Below are 16,107 nucleotides of genomic sequence, written 5' to 3' on the forward strand. Positions count from 1 at the left end.
CAGGTCAAGGTCAATCGTAGTTTATGCTTTTTCATTTGTTTGACACAGAAGCGTCCGCTGTGATATAATCAGTATATATTTCTGAAAGGAGCATAGCTATGGCTTTCGATTACAAAAAGGAATACAAGGAATACTATATGCCGAAAAATCAGCCGCAGATTGTTGAGATACCGTCAATGAACTTTATCGCAGTCTGCGGGAAAGGCGACCCTAACGAAGAGGGCGGCGAGTATAAGCAGGCATTAGAGATGCTGTACGGAATTGCATATACTATCAAGATGAGCAAAAAGACCGACCACCGTATCAACGGCTATTTCGACTATGTTGTACCTCCGCTTGAGGGCTTGTGGGAGCAGGAGGGCAGAGTCGGTATCGACTACAGCCGCAAGAGCGAACTAAAGTGGACAGCTATGATAAGACTTCCCGATTTTGTAACAAAGGCGGACTTTGACTGGGCTGTGGAGCAGGCAACAGTGAAGAAAAAAACGGACTTTTCAAAAGTTGAGTTTATTACCCTTGATGAGGGAGTCTGTGTTCAGTGTATGCATATGGGCTCTTATGACGACGAGCCTGCAACAGTCGAAGCAATGGACAGCTATGCTGACGGCTTGGGTTATGATATCGACATCTCAGACAGCCGCAAGCACCATGAGATATACCTTTCAGACCCGAGAAAAACAGCACCCGAAAAGCTGAAAACAGTTATTCGTCACCCTGTGAAAAAGCGCGGCTGACACAAAAGTGCATAAATTGTCGGGACAGCGTACCGCCTTTATGGTACAATGATATCACACCAAGAGGAGGAATGACTATGAACTGGGCAGAGGGCATACAGAGTGCTATCGACTACATCGAGGAAAATATCACCGAGGAGCTGGACTATAATGATATCGCAGCGCGCGCGGCTTGTTCGGCTTTCTATTTCCAGCGTATATTCGGAGCTTTATGCGGTCTGACGCTGGGAGAGTATATCCGCAGCAGGCGGCTTTCTCTCGCAGGCAGCGATATTGTTTCTACAGATGAAAAGGTCATAGATATAGCTTTGAAGTATGGCTACAGCTCGCCCGACAGCTTTACCCGCGCCTTTACAGCCTTTCACGGCGTTACACCTACGGAGGCAAGGCAGATGAAAGCAGGTCTCAGGTCGTTCTCACGCCTCAGAGTGCAGATAATACTGAAAGGCGGTAATACTATGGATTACAGAATAGTTGAAAAGGAAGCATTTACGGTACTTGAAAAGGTTGAGCGTCACACGGTGGCAGGTGCTCAGAATCTGAACACTATCCCCGAATTCTGGGGCAGAGCAAACAAGGAAGGCATAATAGATACGCTGCTTGCTCATGCATCGGACAAAAGCTATGTATTCGGTACTTGTTACGGAAACGGACACACCAATGACGAAAGCTTTGATTACGGAATTGCTGTTCAGTGTGCTCCCGATACAGTTGCTCCCGAAGGATACAGTGTGAATACTATCCCTGCAAGAAAATGGGTGATAGCCGAGTGTGTAGGTCCTATGCCTGATGCCATACAGCATCTCTGGCATGAAATGTGCTCGGAGTTCTTCCCTACATCAGGATATAAGCCCACATACGAAATGGATATAGAAGCCTATCCCGACGGCGATATGACTTCTCCTGATTACAGAAGTCAGATATGGATACCTATTGAGCAGGACTGATAAAACAGCAGTGCGATTTTTGTGAGTTCCTACAAAGTTGAAAAATACTATTGACTCTCACGTTACGTCATGGTATATACTGAGATCACACGAGAGGAGTGGATAAAATGATGACAGTCAAGCAGGTCAGTGAGCTGACGGGAGTGAGTATACGCACTCTGCGATATTACGATGAGATAGGGCTGCTGCCCCCTGCGTCACATACCGAGGGCGGATACAGGCTGTATGACGATACGGCACTGGAAAGACTTCAGCAGATATTGCTTTTTCGCGAACTGGAGTTTCCGCTGAAGGATATAGTGCGCATAGTGAGCAGTCCCGATTTCGACCGTAAGCAGGCTCTTGAGCAGCAGATAGAGCTGCTGGAACTGAAAAGGAAAAGACTTGACGACCTCATAAGCTTCGCTCGGAGAATAAAAGTGATAGGAGTGAGAGCAGTGGATTTTACTGCATTTGACACATCAAAGATCGACGAATATACACAACGCGCAAAGGAAAAGTGGGGCAATACTCAGGCTTATGAGGAGTTCTCACAGAAGAAGCGTTCAGCCGAGGAAAATCAGCAGGTAATGGAGGACTTTATGCAGCTTTTTGCTGAGTTCGGAAAGCTTAAAGAGGGCAGTCACGAAAGCAATGAAGCGCAGGCAATGGTGAAGAAGCTGCAAGGCTTTATAACCGAGCATTTTTACACCTGTACCAATGAGATACTCAGCGGACTTGGCAAGATGTACGCAGCCGACGGAGAGTTCAGAGATAATATCAACAATGCAGGCGGCAATGGCACAGCAGAATTTGCAGCAAAGGCTATTGCAGTGTACTGCGGAGATATGTAAAAACAGTATAAGAAAGCGGAGCTTTTACAGCTCCGCTTTTTTACGTGAAAAGAAAAAAATAAAAATTCTTATGCGCAGTTAAGACTTATTTAAGAATTATTTAATTGACAAGGATTTTCGTTGAATGTATAATATATATCGTGGTATTTGTTTTTTATATGCCATAGTAATTATTGGAGGACGAAAATGAAGAAACAGCTTAGAGTCTTTTCGTTTCTTCTTGCGGGTATGCTTGCGGTAAGCTGTGCAAGCTGTTCATCATCGAAGAGCAGCGAAAGCGATGACACCAAAACTGCCGTAGAGGAAAGCGATGAAAAGAAAGACGCTGACAGCGTTAAAGACAGTAAAAAGGGGAAGCCAAAAGCTGAGGACGATTTTTACGGTTATGTCAACTACGATCAGCTCATGAACGCTGAGATACCATACGGCGAGAACTATATGTCTGGCTTTGAGGACGATGATAACAGAGATATAATCCCCGATATGATAAAGGAGATAGGCGAAAGCAGCGAGAAATACGCAAAAGGTACGAACGAACAGCTTATCCATGACCTTTATCAGCAGGCAAAGGCATATAAGGACGACGGTTCTGTATATAAAGAAGTAATGGACAACTGCGAAAAGATACTCGCAGCCGGCAACATACAGGAGCTTTTCAGTATATGGGGCGAACTGGTGCGTAACAGTGAAGCAAGTTCTTTATTCGGTTTTGAGGTCATGAATGATTTCAGAGACAGTTCAAGGAATTCTCTGTATATTGCACCTGAAAAGTCTTTTATTGGAACGAGCCTTGAAGATATAAACGACAGTTCCGAAAAGTGCAAGGAAGCTAATAATATAGCAAGAGATATGCACAGAGTTATGGGCGATGACTATGAAGAAGCCGATGAAAAGGGCAAGCAAATGGTGTATCTCGGTCTGGAAATAGCTCATCATACGGATTTTGAAACAAAGGAGACTCTTGAAAATATCTCAAAGATACCCATGTCTACCTTTGAAGAGCTTGACAGCATAATGTCAAATCTTGACGGCTCTGTTGTGGAAATGTTCTTGGGGGATGTCAAAAACAGCACTGACGGTATCTATATCTGTGATCCCGAACAGCTGAAAGCTATAAATTCTCTTATAACAGATGAAAATCTGGAGAAGTGGAAAACATATATATTTACAACTTATCTTTATGACAGACGTGAATTTATTTCCGACAGCAATAAGATACTGAAGGAGTATGCTCCCGAAAGCAAGGAAACTAAGGAAGATCAGGCTGCGACTATAGTAGAGCGTAATCTTGCTTATCAGATAAGCGAGGTATATGCGGAGAGATTTTATACTCCCGAGCTTGACAAGGGTATCCATGAGCTTTTTGACGATATCATAGACAGCTATGATGAGCTTATAAACAATGCCGACTGGCTCACAGCCGATACAAGAAAGGCACTGCTGAAAAAGCTCCATAACATAATTCTTATTACTGCTCCCGAGCCTCATAAGGTAGATGCGAAGGACGCTGAGCTTATCGGAAAGAACCTGTATGAGACGGCAAATAATATACGCAAAAAGAGTGTTGCAGATACTATAAAAGAACTGTCTGAGGAAGTTGACAAAACAAAGTCAACTATGCTCGCTACTGAGGTAAATGCACAGTATCAGATATCCAACTCTATCAATATCACTGTTGCTATTATGCAGAAGCCGATGTTTGACCCAAATGGCAGCCGTGCTGAAAATCTCGGTGCGCTTGGTGCAGTCATAGGACATGAGATAGGTCATGCATTTGACTCTAACTGCATCAATTACGATCCTGACGGTATTTATAACCCTGACTGGCTGGGCGAAAAGGATAAGCAGATACTTGAAGAACGTGCGGATAAGCTTGCCGAGTATTACAGCAGATACACTATCATGGAGGTATTCCATGTTGACGGAGAGCTTACAAACGGTGAGAACTACGCCGACCTTAGCGGTGTCGAATGTGTAACTAATCTCATTGACGACAAGGAAGAACTGAAAAAGCTCTTTGAGAGCTACGCTAAAAGCTGGGCTACTCTTATGGTGGACTCTGACGGCATAAAAGCACTGGAACTTGACGAGCACAGTCCTGCTGAGACTCGTGTTAATGCTGTACTTGCATCGAACAAAAAGTTCAATGAGGTGTACGGCTTGAAGGAGGGTGACGGAATGTACGTTGCTCCCGAGGAAAGGGTAAGCAGGTGGTAAGCGATGAGATTGATATTTAAACATACATTAAAGAATATATGGGCACATAAGCTCAGAACTATCCTGCTTCTGATATGTATTGCAGTGTGCAGTTTTACGGCTATGCTCTGTTTTGACATGAGCGGTTCACTTGATAAAATGGTAAAGAGTATGTTTGCCAATATGGCAGGCAACACCGACCTTATTATATCCACAAAGTCACCTATCGAGGAAGGCTTTGCAGACGGAGCTCCCGATTGTGATATCATGTATTTCAGCGGCGGCAGCTGTTATTTTGACAGACACCTTGATATGGATATATCCTATGTCCGCCGTAAGCAGGTAAATATATTTGCTATCGACGCAGCTCAGGCAAAGAAGATGAAGCTTGTCAAGAACGACCTTGAGCTGGGTGATAAAAAGGCAGCTATATCTGAGGAGTTTTCCAAGGAATTCGGCTACAAAAAGGGAGACAAGATAGTTCTTCACGGTGAAAGAGATATACCTGTAGAGTTCACTGTAAGCAGTGTTGAAAAGAAGCAGGGTATCTTTGATGTTGCCAGCAGAATTGCTATCAGTCTTGATGATATGAAAGATCTTGTAATAGCTGATGAGCCCGAGATAATGATGGCTTTCGTCGATGTTAAAAATGACTCAGAGGTAAAGGAAGCAGAGGATTTCTTCAAGAAAAAGTACCCTACAGCTGAAGTTGATAACTTCTTCGACAACGAAGAGCTCAACGAGCAGATAGGCTCTATAACAAGAATATTCCTTGTACTTTTTGCTATCTGTATGCTTCTTGTAATATTCGTAACTGTCTCCGTATGCGAGCGTATGATCGTTGACAAGATGTCGGTAGTTGGTACTTTCCGAAGTCTCGGAATATCCTCCCGTATCACTACAGTTGCTCTTCTTTTCGAGAATATCCTCTATGGACTTATCGGCAGTGTGATCGGTGTCGTGCTTTATTCATATGCAAAACAGCCGTTCTTTGACTCCATGTTCACTTTCAGTTCAAACGGAGAGGATACGATACACCCCGATGTGCCAAAGGCAAAGCTTATAGTCATTATCGGCGTTATTCTCGGTGCAATGATAGTAGAGTGCCTTTGTCCCATAAAGGAAGTAATAAAGGCAGTAAAGACACCTATCCGTGATATCATCTTTGATACAAAGGATACTGAGTATCGTCCCAGCAGAACAGGTACATATATCGGATTTGGCTTGCTTGCTGTATCTGCCGTGACATACTTCTTCAAGGATCATTTCTGGGGCGGTATGATATGCTTTGTTTGCTTCATCGCCGCAGTAGGACTGCTTTACAATTACATTTACCGTTTTGCGGCAAGACTGCTGGAAAAGCTTTTTGAAAAGCTTGGTTTCCCTATAGCAAGACTTGCAGCTGTTGAAGCAGGTGCAAAGAAATGTACAGTCGGCAGCTCTGTTCTCTGTGTTACAGCTGCATCACTTGCAATGGTTATTTATATATTTACAAATTCTATCTCGGCTGTGTATAATCACAGTGTTTTCAAGAGCGATGTTATAGCGATGATCGGTGGTTCAAAAGCTTCATACCTTTCGTACGTTAAGGACCTTGAAGGCGTTGATAAATCAGAGCTCATCTACTTCACGTGGGACGACGCAAAGATAAACAATGATGAGAAAGAGACTCAGATAGCTGTATATGGCTGGAAAGACGGCGGATATGAGCTGCTTGATGCTTTTTCGGAAAATCCTGAAATTGTTGGTGACGGAGAAGTATTGCTCGACAAGGTGCTTATGAAAAAGCATGGGCTCAAAACAGGCGATACAATAAAAATAAACTTCAATTCGGACGGATACCTCCCTGTTGAGGAAGAACTGAAGATAGCAGGCAGGATAGAATACGATTACTATGCAGGCTCGGGAACGAGCGTAGTCATCTCTGAGAAGCACTATAAGGAGCTGTTCGGTGACTATCCGTCAAACCTTATTGTTACAGGAAATGACGCAAAGGCGTTAAAGGATACCATAAAGGATCATTCTGCCGATTATATAAACGAGATATATACTCACGAGGAATTCGATCAGTATCTTGCTACTGAACGTGCATCGCTGAATATGATACTGACACTTCTTATCTGTATCGGTATAGGACTTACCTTTATCGGTGTAGTCAGCAACCAGCTCATAGGACTTGAAGGACGTAAGCGTGAATGTGCAGTAATGACTTCTGTAGCAATGCCTCGTAAGAAGCTGTCAAAGATGTTCCTTATTGAAAGCTTTATTGCTGCGCTTATCGCACTTGTTGCAGCAGTCCCCATAGGAATATTCATGTCACATATATTCATGGGTATCATGGAACAGCTTGAGATGTTCATACCTCTTGAGATATCTGTAGCTGCCTGCATTAAGTACGCACTTATCCTGTGTGCAGTCTTTACACTTGTTTCACTCTTCCCAATAAGAGCACTCAAGAAGATGGATATAGTTTCACAGCTCAAATACGAATAAAGGAGAATGTATAATGGCTAATCTTATAGAAGTTAATAATGTATATAAAACATTCGGAAAAGGCGAGTCGCTTACAAAGGTGCTTTCGGGAGCTACTCTGAATGTTGAAAAGGGTGAATTCGTATCTCTTATGGGAGCTTCGGGAAGCGGTAAATCTACGCTCCTGTACCTTATCGGCGGACTTGACAGAAGGTTTGAAGGAAGTATCTCGATCTGCGGAAATGACATCTCAAAGATGAAAGAAAAGGATATGTCAAAGCTGAGACTTGAAAAGATAGGCTTTATCTTCCAGTTCTACAATCTTGTGCAGAACCTTAACGTTGAGGATAATATCCTGCTTCCGTCAAGCGTAAAGGGAAAGAGCAAGTCAGAGATGAAAGCGCAGCTTGACGAGATACTGAAAATAACAGGTCTTACTGAGAAGCGCAAGGCAAAGCCAGCACAGCTCTCAGGCGGTCAGCAGCAGCGTGTTGCCATAGCAAGAGCGGTAATCGGTAATCCCGAGATAATACTTGCCGATGAGCCAACAGGAAATCTTGATACAGTGGCAGGTGCTGAGATAATGAATTTATTCTCGAAAATAAACAAGGAAAAGGGAATAACTATACTACAGGTAACTCATTCCCATAAGTGTGCAGCTTACGGTGACAGAGTCGTAGAGCTCGTAAACGGCATGACAAATATCCAGAATAATAATGAATGAATTAGGGAAGTACTACCTTAATTCTTGTTTAGCATGAAGCTAAGCCGTTAGCTGTTAGCAAATGTGTCGCCTTTGGCGAATAATTTAAATAATGTGAGCGTAAGCGAACACTTTCGGCTAAAGGCTCATGGCTAACGGCTCTGTTACACAGTAAATATCAGACTGTATAATAATAAAAGGGACTTTAAAAAGTCCCTTTTTCTTTATGCTGTTTCATTGCTGGCATTTTTGAAGTAAAGTCCGCCGTAAAGGCTGAACATAAGCTTTTTGATGAAGTCCACATCGGCTTTTGCACCTGTGAGTATGTAGTTCTTAGCGATACTGTTCATGCCGCTGGCTATGAAGTCGACTATGAATATTCGTTTTTCATCGGAAACATCGCTGATGAAGTATTTGCAGTCCATAAGAGATCTGTACTGCACATCATAGAGGAAATGTATCATGTCGTTGCGAACGAGCAGTGATATTATGTGGCGTTTGTCGATGATATAGCGGCTGTAGCCCTCACAGAAGCTGCGGAACATAGCGGAATGACATGAAGTTGCATTTTCTTCGGGAAGAAAGCAGCAGTTATGGCTGAGCTCGTATAATATTACGTTTTCCTTTGTTCCGAAAAGGGAATAGAATGTCTGGCGTGATACCTGAGCTTCACGGCAAAGGTCGCTTACGCTTATGTCGTTGAAAGACTTTTCTTCAAGAAGTCTTAAAAGTGCTTCGGAAATAAGCTTTTGTGAAAGTAAAGCTGATTTATTGCTGCCCTGATACATTGACAAACTACCTCGCTTTGTAAAAGTTTAGTGAAGCTCGTTGACAAATGTCAAAGAGTATGATAATATTATAACAAAGGAGTAGACATTTGTCAAGCCCCTTTAAGTGAATTTTACGGAGGTCAAAACTATGGCACAGGTTACTAAGGATACAAAGATCGGCGAACTTCTCCAGCTTGATACAGACGTATCACCAATTCTTTTCAGCATCGGTATGCACTGTCTCGGATGTCCTGCATCTCAGGGCGAGACTATCGAAGAAGCTGCAATGGTACACGGCGTAAATGCTGACGAGCTTGTAAACGCTATCAACCAGAAGCTTGCTGAATAATAATTATTGAATTAGGGAAGTATTATTTCTATTCTGGCTTATCATTAAACACAGCCATTAGCCGTTAGCAATTAGGCATTAGCCGAAAGAGTTCGCTTACGTTTACAATATTTAAATTATTCGCCGAAGGCGACACATTGGCTAATAGCTAAAGCCTAAGGGCTTAACATTTTCCCTATTTCAATTTACAGTAATATCTGTATTTGGTTGCAAACAAAAAGGACACTTTGGGGCTTACCTCAAGTGTCCTTTATTTTTATACTATGTTGTGATCGTAGACCAGTATCGTGTATTTTGTGAAGTTGATCTCTGTAACGAATGAATACTGCGGAGTATCGTTTTTATAGGCTTCGGACGACATGAAATCATTTCTTTCATTTCCTTCAAGTATGAGGAAGTACTTTTGCTGTAATGGATCGTCCTCATACCATTTTGTTGATGACTGATATCTGCGCCTTGACACACCTGTTTCATCGATGTATACATCGCTTACCTTTACTTTTCCGCCTGATATAAGGGTAACTGAGTTTGCGTTCCAGAAAGATGAATAGCCCTTTGTCAGACCGTGGTCGTAAAGAAAGTCCGAGAGCTGATACCATGTGTTCTGCTTATAGCCGTCCTTGGGCATTTTCATAACATTTGACACGCTGAGAGCACCTGCGGCGAATACAGGTATAATGAGCAGTGATACTAACCTTGAGCAGTCAGCCTTTGCAGAGACAGCCCAGCATACGAACAGTACGCTCAGGATAAGAGAAGTGCCTACCACAGGAGTGAGTCTCCAGTCTGCAACAGCAAGGACACCGCAGATATAGCCCATAAGCACTACAGCTGTCACAGCCCAGTGCATCCACACCCATATGCGCATCATTCTGCCCTTGCGGTCGTTTCCGTATTTTTTATAGCAGACAGTAGCGACGATAGGGAGCACAGTGATCATGAGAGCGGATATGATATATATAAGGTTGGGGATACCCTGTTTATCCGTAAACATAATATCGGGCATATCTTCAACGCCGAGGAGTCTAAGCCATGCGAGGGGCAGCTTCTGAAGATGAGCTATCCATGTTCCCATTTCCGAAAACTCCGAGTTTGCGTCCTGATAACGTGCCTGTAGATTTCCCAGAAGCAGTTCGTTTATGAGATTTCCCGCAATTGCCATTATCATGAAAAAAATAGCACGGAAAGTTACAAGAGCGGTCCTGCCGCTTAAAATGCTGTATTTTTTGTTGATGAACTGTTCAATGAATATGGCACCTGCAAAGGGGAGTGCAAACAGAGTAAAGCCTGTTATACCGTCCATTCCCGTAAGCAGCATGAATATGCACAGACACAGGAATATGAGCAGCTTGTGCAGTGAAGCACCCTTTGCGTTCCTGCCTTCTTTTCTCAGCTTGATTTCCCTGCTTCCCACTGACAAAAGCCTTGAATAGAGAAAAGCACCTATAACAAGGAAGAGTATGCCCAGGGAGTAGTAGATAGTATGTCCCCAGAATATCTCTCTCAGCTTTGGCGTTACAAGAGTTATGGAGAGGAAAAGAGCTGTACCGAAAAATCCTGCGGGAGTACTGCCTGTTATCTCTCTTATCATAAGCAGCATGAAGAAGGTAAGGAGAATGAAGAAGCAAAGCATACCGCCTATATGAGCGGTCATGCATAAGCCGAATATCTTTATCAGCGGTATCATAAGAGTACTTGTGCTGAACGGCAGGAAGCAGGCGTAAGTGAAGTTGGGGTCGTAAAGCTTGCCGCTTTCAACCGAGGCATTTGCCCACAGTATAGTGTCGGTGCAGTCCGCGTGAAATTCGTATCTTGCTGCAAAAACGATGTAATATACTGCTGCCATAACAGCGCATACGAATACAAAAAATGATGAGCTAAAAAGCAGGGTACCTGCTACGAAATTTTTTCTGATATGTGTTTTCTTATCAGTATTTTCCGTTATCATATCAGAAACGGCAGCTGTATTTTCGACAGGAGCTTCTGTCGGAACGTCATCGGCAGGTGAGACTGTTTCCTCAGTAAGGTCAATGACATTTTCAGTGCTTTCCGTCTGTGCTTCTGTCATATCCTCAGTTTCAACCACGGGTATCTCAGCTGCTGCGGTATCATCGGTATCGGGAAGTGTTGTCTCGATATCTTTATCCATTATATTACCTCACAATACGTGAACGGGCAGCAAAAGCTGCCCGAACTGTTATTTATTATCTTTTTTGGTATAGAGCAGTATCTTTCTTGCGAAGAAATTCCAGAGGAACGAAACTGCTGTTGAAACTATCTTTGCTATGATCTGGAAGAGGCTTGTCTTATCACCGATCCACACCTCGAAAAGCTTTGTGATGCCGATAGTTATGAGAAGTCCCACAACACCGATAGCTGCGAAGCTCAAAAACTCCACAAGCTTATTCTCGACCTTTGAATTCTTGAATATCCATAAGGTGCTTATGAGATAGTTTACTGCAAGACCTGCAATGAACGAAAGGGAATTTGCCACCCAGCCGTATTCCTTCTGCTCGCCGAAAGCAAATCTGAACAGTATATATGAAAGTGCAAAGTCTACGACGAAAGCCAGTCCGCCGACGAAAAGATAGCGGAAAAACTGTATCAGAGTATTGTCCGTATCGCCGACAAACAGCTTCTTGAACTGCTTATCGCGGAATATCTGCTTGATCTCGTCCATTACTTCTGCTTCTCCTCGTGGTATTCCTTTTCTGTATTGACGTTCCAGATAGCAGTCTTGTCTGTGCTGCCGTTCTTGATAGCCTTTACAGCCTCGAATGAAGTCACCATAGAGTGGTCGATATTGTTGTATCTGTGCTGACCGTTACGTCCTACACAGTAGAGGTTCGGGATAGTGTCGAGGTAGCTGATGAGCTTGTCCATTTCCTCGTATGTGTCGAAGTAAGCAGGATAAGCCTTCTTTACCTTTTCCATGTGTGTATCGATAACTTCGTCTGCGCTGTCGATAAGACCGAGCTTTACCATTTCCTTTACGCAGAAATCTGAGAACTGCTCTTCTGTCATGTTCCAGAACTTGTCGCCCTCAGTTACGAAGTACTCAAGACCTACCCATACAGTGTGACCGAGGTCCTTTACCATGTAAGGTGACCAGTTGTTGTAGATCTGGAAACGTCCCATTTTTACACGTCTGTCCTGAACGTATACCCAACAGTCAGGCACGATATTGCCCACAGTTTTCATAGTAGTCTTGTTCTTGAGCTTGAGCTTCGGAACGAGAACACCGAGAGTCATATAGTCACGGTATGGGAGACCTGCTGCGATACGTGCTGCATCTTCGGGAACATCGTTCATACCTGCAACGAGATCCTTTACAGGCATAGATGAAATTACGCAGTCGCCGTTAAGAGTGATCTCCTGACCGTCCTTAACGTATGTAACACCTGTAAGGTTGTTGTTTGCGTCCTTGTGGAGCTTCTTAACTCCTGCTTCCATGATGATAGTACCGCCAAGCTTCTTTACTTCATCGGCAGTAACTTCCCAGAGCTGTCCGGGACCGAGCTTAGGATACTTGAATTCCTCGATAAGTGAAGTATTTACCTTACGGTTCTTTACCTTGAAGAGCTTGCCGAAGAAGTCCTTGATGATGCCTACGATAGAAAGTCCCTTTGTACGCTGAGCACCCCATGAAGCGTCGATCTCGCTTGGGTGTCTGCCCCAGAGGTTCTCTGTGTAGTACTCGAAGAACATTGAGTAAAGCTGCTTGCCGAAGCAGTTGATGTAGAAGTTTTCAAGGTTGTTCTCGGGACGCTTGTGTATAGCGGCTTTGAGGTAGCTGAAGCCTACCTTGATAGTTGTGAAGAAACCAAAGTTCTTGATAGTCTCAGGCTTGAGAGATACAGGATAATCATAGAACTTGTCATTGAAGAGGATACGTGAAACTCTGTGTCTCTTGAGCATTACGCGGTTTTCCTTCTGAGGGTCGGGACCGCCTGCCTCAACGTTTACGTGTCTCTTGAGGAACTTATCGTCAGATGAAGGTGAACCCTGTACAGGGAGCATATTGCTCCACCATGCGTTTACCTCAGGTATCTTTGAGAAGAAGCGGTGACCGCCCATGTCCATGCGGTTGCCCTTGTAATTTACAGTTTTGGAGATACCTCCGATAGCGTTTGTTTCCTCGAGGACAGTTACTTCGTACTCTCCCGAGCCGTCTTTAAGAAGCTCATATGCGGCTGTAAGACCCGCAGGTCCTGCACCGATGATTATAACTTTTTTCATGCCTGTATTTCCTTTCCGCGGAGACTGATACTCCGAAATATACTACATAATTTAGACGTAAAAGTTTGCAGAAACTCTCACTGAAAAACGGCTTTTTCCCTTATTAAAGCTTTAATCAGCTGAAAAAGCCAATACTATAAATTACATTATACCACATCTGAAAATAATAATCAAGTAAAAAGTGCGATTTTTATGCTCATTAGCTATTAGCAGTGCATATCCTACAAAAACGAACAATGATAATTGTGCTTGTCTACGAAGATATAATATTTTTTTCTGAAATTCAATGGTTTTCCATTGAAAAAAGGCACTTTTTTCCCCGTTAGTGAAAGCAGTAATCTTGCAGGGGCGCATTCCGTGCGCCCGTAAAAACATTGCAAGAAACATGAACGTGCTGTAGGGGCGAGTTCCGCTCGCCCGTGTAAGCCTTACGATGCAAGTAGGGGCGGATATTATCCGCCCCTTCAAGTGTATATCGTTATTTGCATTGTAAGGCAGTCTCTACACTGAGCACTAACCACTAATAACTCTTATTTTTCAGTGCAGAATTCGACCTTTTCGCCGTTGAGTATCATGTTTGTAGTTCTTACAGCGCACATCTTTCCGCACATTGAGCAGGTGTGTCTGTCAGCAGGAGGAGTGCTCTCGAAGTATGCGCGAGCCTTTTCACCGTCAACAGCTATCTCGAACATCTTGTCCCAGTCAACTTCGTGACGAGCCTCAGCCATAGCGTTATCGCGGTCTGTAGCATGAGGTATTCCCTTTGCGATATCAGCAGCGTGAGCAGCTATAAGGCTTGCGATGATGCCTTCCTTAACATCGTTTGTATCGGGAAGTCTCAGGTGCTCGGCAGGAGTTACATAGCAGAGGAAGTCAGCTCCGCTTGCAGCAGCGATAGCACCGCCGATAGCAGAAGTGATGTGGTCATAGCCTGGAAAGATATCAGTTACGAGAGGTCCCAGTACGTAGAAAGGAGCATTATGGCAGATACGCTTCTGTATCTTCATATTTGCAGCTATCTCGTTCATTGCCATATGTCCCGGTCCCTCTACCATTACCTGAACGTCCTTAGCCCATGCTCTTTCGGTAAGTGCGCCAAGCTCGATAAGCTCTGATATCTGACCTGCGTCTGTGGAGTCGTCTATACAGCCGGGACGGAGTGCGTCACCGAGAGAGATAGTGCAGTCATATTCGCGGAGAATATCGAGAACTTCATCATAGTGCTCGTAGAATGGGTTTTCGTTGCCTGTCATCATCATCCATGCGAAGAGAAGTGAGCCGCCGCGTGAAACGATGTTCATTTTACGCTTGTCTCTGCGGAAAGCTTCAACTGCACGGCGGTTGATACCAGCGTGTATAGTCATGAAGTCAACGCCCTCTTCTGCGTGAGCACGAACGACTCTGAGGAAGTCCTCGGCAGTTATCTCAAGAAGGTCTTTTTCAAGATAGCCGATAGCATCGTACATAGGAACAGTACCTATCATAGCAGGTGACTTTTCGATGAGAGCCTTGCGGAAAGTATTTGTCTTGCCGTAGTTGGAAAGGTCCATGATAGCTTCTGCGCCGAATTTGAGAGCCATGTCCACCTTTTCCATTTCAACGTCATAGTTCTTTGCATCGCCTGAGATACCGAGATTAACGTTTATCTTTGTACGCATTCTTGTACCGATACCCTCGGGAGATATGGACTTGTGATTTACGTTGCAGGGGATACAAACCTCACCCTTTGCAACGAGTGCGCGAAGCTCCTCAGCGTCGATATATTCCTTCTTAGCGACTATTTCCATTTCGGGAGTGATTATGCCCTTTTTAGCCGCTTCCATCTGTGTGTAGTAATTCTTCATGTTTATTTCCTCCGATAAATTATTTTTGATTTGAATCAAGCTTCCTTTGCAAATTCACCCGTAAGAGCGAAAGCGTGGTTCATTGGACCGCTGCCCTTTCCGAGATCGAGCATTGCAGCCAGTGCGCCCGAGATATAGTCTTTAGCCCGTTCCACTGATTTTTCAAGAGTGAAGCCCTTTGCAAGATTAGAAGCAATAGCACTTGAAAGTGTGCAGCCTGTACCATGAGTGTTGGGATTGTCTATGCGCTTTCCCTTGAACCATGCAGTACAGCCATTATCCCACAGCAGGTCGTTTGCGTCATTGAGACTGTGACCGCCCTTGCACAGCACAGCGCAGCCGTACTTCTCACCGATAACTTTTGCAGCTGTTATCATGTCGTCCTGTGAGGATATTTTCATATCCGCCAGTATCTCCGCTTCGGGGATATTGGGAGTAACGACTGTCGCAATTGGGAGAAGCTCGCTTTTGAGAGTCTCTACAGCCTCGTCAGCGATAAGCTTTGAACCGCTTGTTGCTACCATAACAGGGTCTACAACTATGTTCTCAGCCTTGTATCCGCGAAGCTTTTCAGCTATAGTGCGTATAAGCTTGTCGGAGGAAACCATGCCTGTCTTTACTGCATCGGGACGAATATCAGTAAATACAGCATCGATCTGCATGGCTAAAAATTCAGGCGATACCTCCATAATACCTGTTACGCCGGTCGTGTTCTGCGCAGTAAGCGCGGTTATCGCGCTCATGGCAAAAACACCATTCATGGTCATGGTCTTCATGTCCGCCTGAATGCCGGCGCCTCCGCAGGAGTCGCTTCCTGCGATCGTTAATGCTGTTCTCATTTGCAGTTCTCCTTTGCAGTAATTTCGGACTTTACGTCCCAGCATTAATTTTTATATAGCGAGACAAGGTGGTGCCCCCGATGTCCCACTCAAGCTGAGCCAGCTTGACCGCTTGCCGCGTTGACGCTCATAAACTCGCTCACACTTATCAAAAACGATAATTGTACTTCGTTTACAGCGC

General features: G+C 44.1%; 13 protein-coding genes. 7 read left to right on the forward strand and 6 right to left on the reverse strand.

From position 1 onward, the window contains the following. The first annotated feature begins 98 nt into the window (after nucleotides 1–98). The 6 genes from QZZ41_RS09675 (at nucleotide 99) to QZZ41_RS09700 (ending at nucleotide 7,906) form a co-directional block, all read left to right on the forward strand. A complete protein-coding gene (locus tag QZZ41_RS09675; protein WP_295071073.1) occupies nucleotides 99–734 on the forward strand; it encodes a GyrI-like domain-containing protein in 636 nt (211 codons plus the stop codon). A 77-nt stretch (nucleotides 735–811) separates the two neighbouring features. Continuing rightward, on the forward strand, nucleotides 812–1,681 hold the full coding sequence (locus tag QZZ41_RS09680) for an AraC family transcriptional regulator (RefSeq protein ID WP_295071076.1): 870 nt from the start codon (nucleotides 812–814) through the stop codon (nucleotides 1,679–1,681). 107 nt (nucleotides 1,682–1,788) lie between these two features. Next, on the forward strand, nucleotides 1,789–2,514 hold the full coding sequence (locus QZZ41_RS09685) for a MerR family transcriptional regulator (protein ID WP_295071078.1): 726 nt from the start codon (nucleotides 1,789–1,791) through the stop codon (nucleotides 2,512–2,514). Between the two features lie 186 nt (nucleotides 2,515–2,700). Further along, nucleotides 2,701–4,731, forward strand: coding sequence for a M13 family metallopeptidase (locus tag QZZ41_RS09690; protein WP_295071081.1), 2,031 nt, complete (start codon nucleotides 2,701–2,703; stop codon nucleotides 4,729–4,731). Between the two features lie 3 nt (nucleotides 4,732–4,734). Beyond that, nucleotides 4,735–7,203 carry an FtsX-like permease family protein gene (locus QZZ41_RS09695; protein WP_295071083.1) on the forward strand — a complete coding sequence of 823 codons (2,469 nt, stop codon included), beginning with the start codon at nucleotides 4,735–4,737 and terminating at the stop codon, nucleotides 7,201–7,203. A gap of 13 nt (nucleotides 7,204–7,216) precedes the next feature. Then, the gene (locus tag QZZ41_RS09700) at nucleotides 7,217–7,906 is read left to right on the forward strand and encodes an ABC transporter ATP-binding protein (RefSeq protein WP_295071086.1); all 690 of its coding nucleotides are present in this window, start codon (nucleotides 7,217–7,219) and stop codon (nucleotides 7,904–7,906) included. 203 nt (nucleotides 7,907–8,109) lie between these two features. Here the strand turns inward: QZZ41_RS09700 and QZZ41_RS09705 are convergent, their stop codons facing one another. After that, complete coding sequence (locus QZZ41_RS09705; protein WP_295071089.1) at nucleotides 8,110–8,673, reverse strand: TetR/AcrR family transcriptional regulator; 564 nt, start codon at nucleotides 8,671–8,673, stop codon at nucleotides 8,110–8,112. 130 nt (nucleotides 8,674–8,803) lie between these two features. On the opposite strand from QZZ41_RS09705, the gene QZZ41_RS09710 reads away from it, so the two are divergent. After that, nucleotides 8,804–9,004 carry a DUF1858 domain-containing protein gene (locus QZZ41_RS09710; RefSeq protein ID WP_028518466.1) on the forward strand — a complete coding sequence of 67 codons (201 nt, stop codon included), beginning with the start codon at nucleotides 8,804–8,806 and terminating at the stop codon, nucleotides 9,002–9,004. A 256-nt stretch (nucleotides 9,005–9,260) separates the two neighbouring features. Here QZZ41_RS09710 and QZZ41_RS09715 read toward each other — a convergent pair whose 3' ends face one another. The 5 genes from QZZ41_RS09715 to thiD all read right to left on the reverse strand — a co-directional run bounded on the left by QZZ41_RS09715 (nucleotide 9,261) and on the right by thiD (nucleotide 15,926). Then, nucleotides 9,261–11,153, reverse strand: coding sequence for a hypothetical protein (locus tag QZZ41_RS09715; RefSeq protein ID WP_295071094.1), 1,893 nt, complete (start codon nucleotides 11,151–11,153; stop codon nucleotides 9,261–9,263). Between the two features lie 48 nt (nucleotides 11,154–11,201). Further along, complete coding sequence (locus QZZ41_RS09720) at nucleotides 11,202–11,684, reverse strand: GtrA family protein (RefSeq protein WP_295071098.1); 483 nt, start codon at nucleotides 11,682–11,684, stop codon at nucleotides 11,202–11,204. Further along, complete coding sequence (locus QZZ41_RS09725; RefSeq protein WP_295071100.1) at nucleotides 11,684–13,243, reverse strand: NAD(P)/FAD-dependent oxidoreductase; 1,560 nt, start codon at nucleotides 13,241–13,243, stop codon at nucleotides 11,684–11,686. The genes QZZ41_RS09720 and QZZ41_RS09725 overlap by 1 nt, the downstream gene beginning before the upstream one ends. Before the next feature lie 530 nt (nucleotides 13,244–13,773). Further along, nucleotides 13,774–15,087, reverse strand: a complete 1,314-nt coding sequence (gene thiC / locus QZZ41_RS09730) for a phosphomethylpyrimidine synthase ThiC (RefSeq protein ID WP_295071112.1) — start codon at nucleotides 15,085–15,087, stop codon at nucleotides 13,774–13,776. A 35-nt stretch (nucleotides 15,088–15,122) separates the two neighbouring features. After that, entirely contained in the window at nucleotides 15,123–15,926 is an 804-nt protein-coding gene (gene thiD / locus QZZ41_RS09735) for a bifunctional hydroxymethylpyrimidine kinase/phosphomethylpyrimidine kinase (protein ID WP_295071115.1), read from the reverse strand. Nucleotides 15,927–16,107: the final 181 nt, after the last annotated feature.

It is taken from the genome of Ruminococcus sp. (assembly GCF_016283395.1).

Bases quoted from the DNA above. Each gene is read 5' to 3' on its own strand.
- QZZ41_RS09700 (WP_295071086.1), top strand. From the start codon at position 7,217: ATGGCTAATCTTATAGAAGTTAATAATGTATATAAAACATTCGGAAAA.
- thiC (WP_295071112.1), bottom strand. From the start codon at position 15,087: ATGAAGAATTACTACACACAGATGGAAGCGGCTAAAAAGGGCATAATC.
- QZZ41_RS09680 (WP_295071076.1), top strand. From the start codon at position 812: ATGAACTGGGCAGAGGGCATACAGAGTGCTATCGACTACATCGAGGAA.
- QZZ41_RS09715 (WP_295071094.1), bottom strand. From the start codon at position 11,153: ATGGATAAAGATATCGAGACAACACTTCCCGATACCGATGATACCGCA.
- QZZ41_RS09675 (WP_295071073.1), top strand. From the start codon at position 99: ATGGCTTTCGATTACAAAAAGGAATACAAGGAATACTATATGCCGAAA.
- QZZ41_RS09725 (WP_295071100.1), bottom strand. From the start codon at position 13,243: ATGAAAAAAGTTATAATCATCGGTGCAGGACCTGCGGGTCTTACAGCC.
- QZZ41_RS09710 (WP_028518466.1), top strand. From the start codon at position 8,804: ATGGCACAGGTTACTAAGGATACAAAGATCGGCGAACTTCTCCAGCTT.
- QZZ41_RS09695 (WP_295071083.1), top strand. From the start codon at position 4,735: ATGAGATTGATATTTAAACATACATTAAAGAATATATGGGCACATAAG.
- QZZ41_RS09685 (WP_295071078.1), top strand. From the start codon at position 1,789: ATGATGACAGTCAAGCAGGTCAGTGAGCTGACGGGAGTGAGTATACGC.
- QZZ41_RS09690 (WP_295071081.1), top strand. From the start codon at position 2,701: ATGAAGAAACAGCTTAGAGTCTTTTCGTTTCTTCTTGCGGGTATGCTT.
- thiD (WP_295071115.1), bottom strand. From the start codon at position 15,926: ATGAGAACAGCATTAACGATCGCAGGAAGCGACTCCTGCGGAGGCGCC.
- QZZ41_RS09705 (WP_295071089.1), bottom strand. From the start codon at position 8,673: ATGTATCAGGGCAGCAATAAATCAGCTTTACTTTCACAAAAGCTTATT.
- QZZ41_RS09720 (WP_295071098.1), bottom strand. From the start codon at position 11,684: ATGGACGAGATCAAGCAGATATTCCGCGATAAGCAGTTCAAGAAGCTG.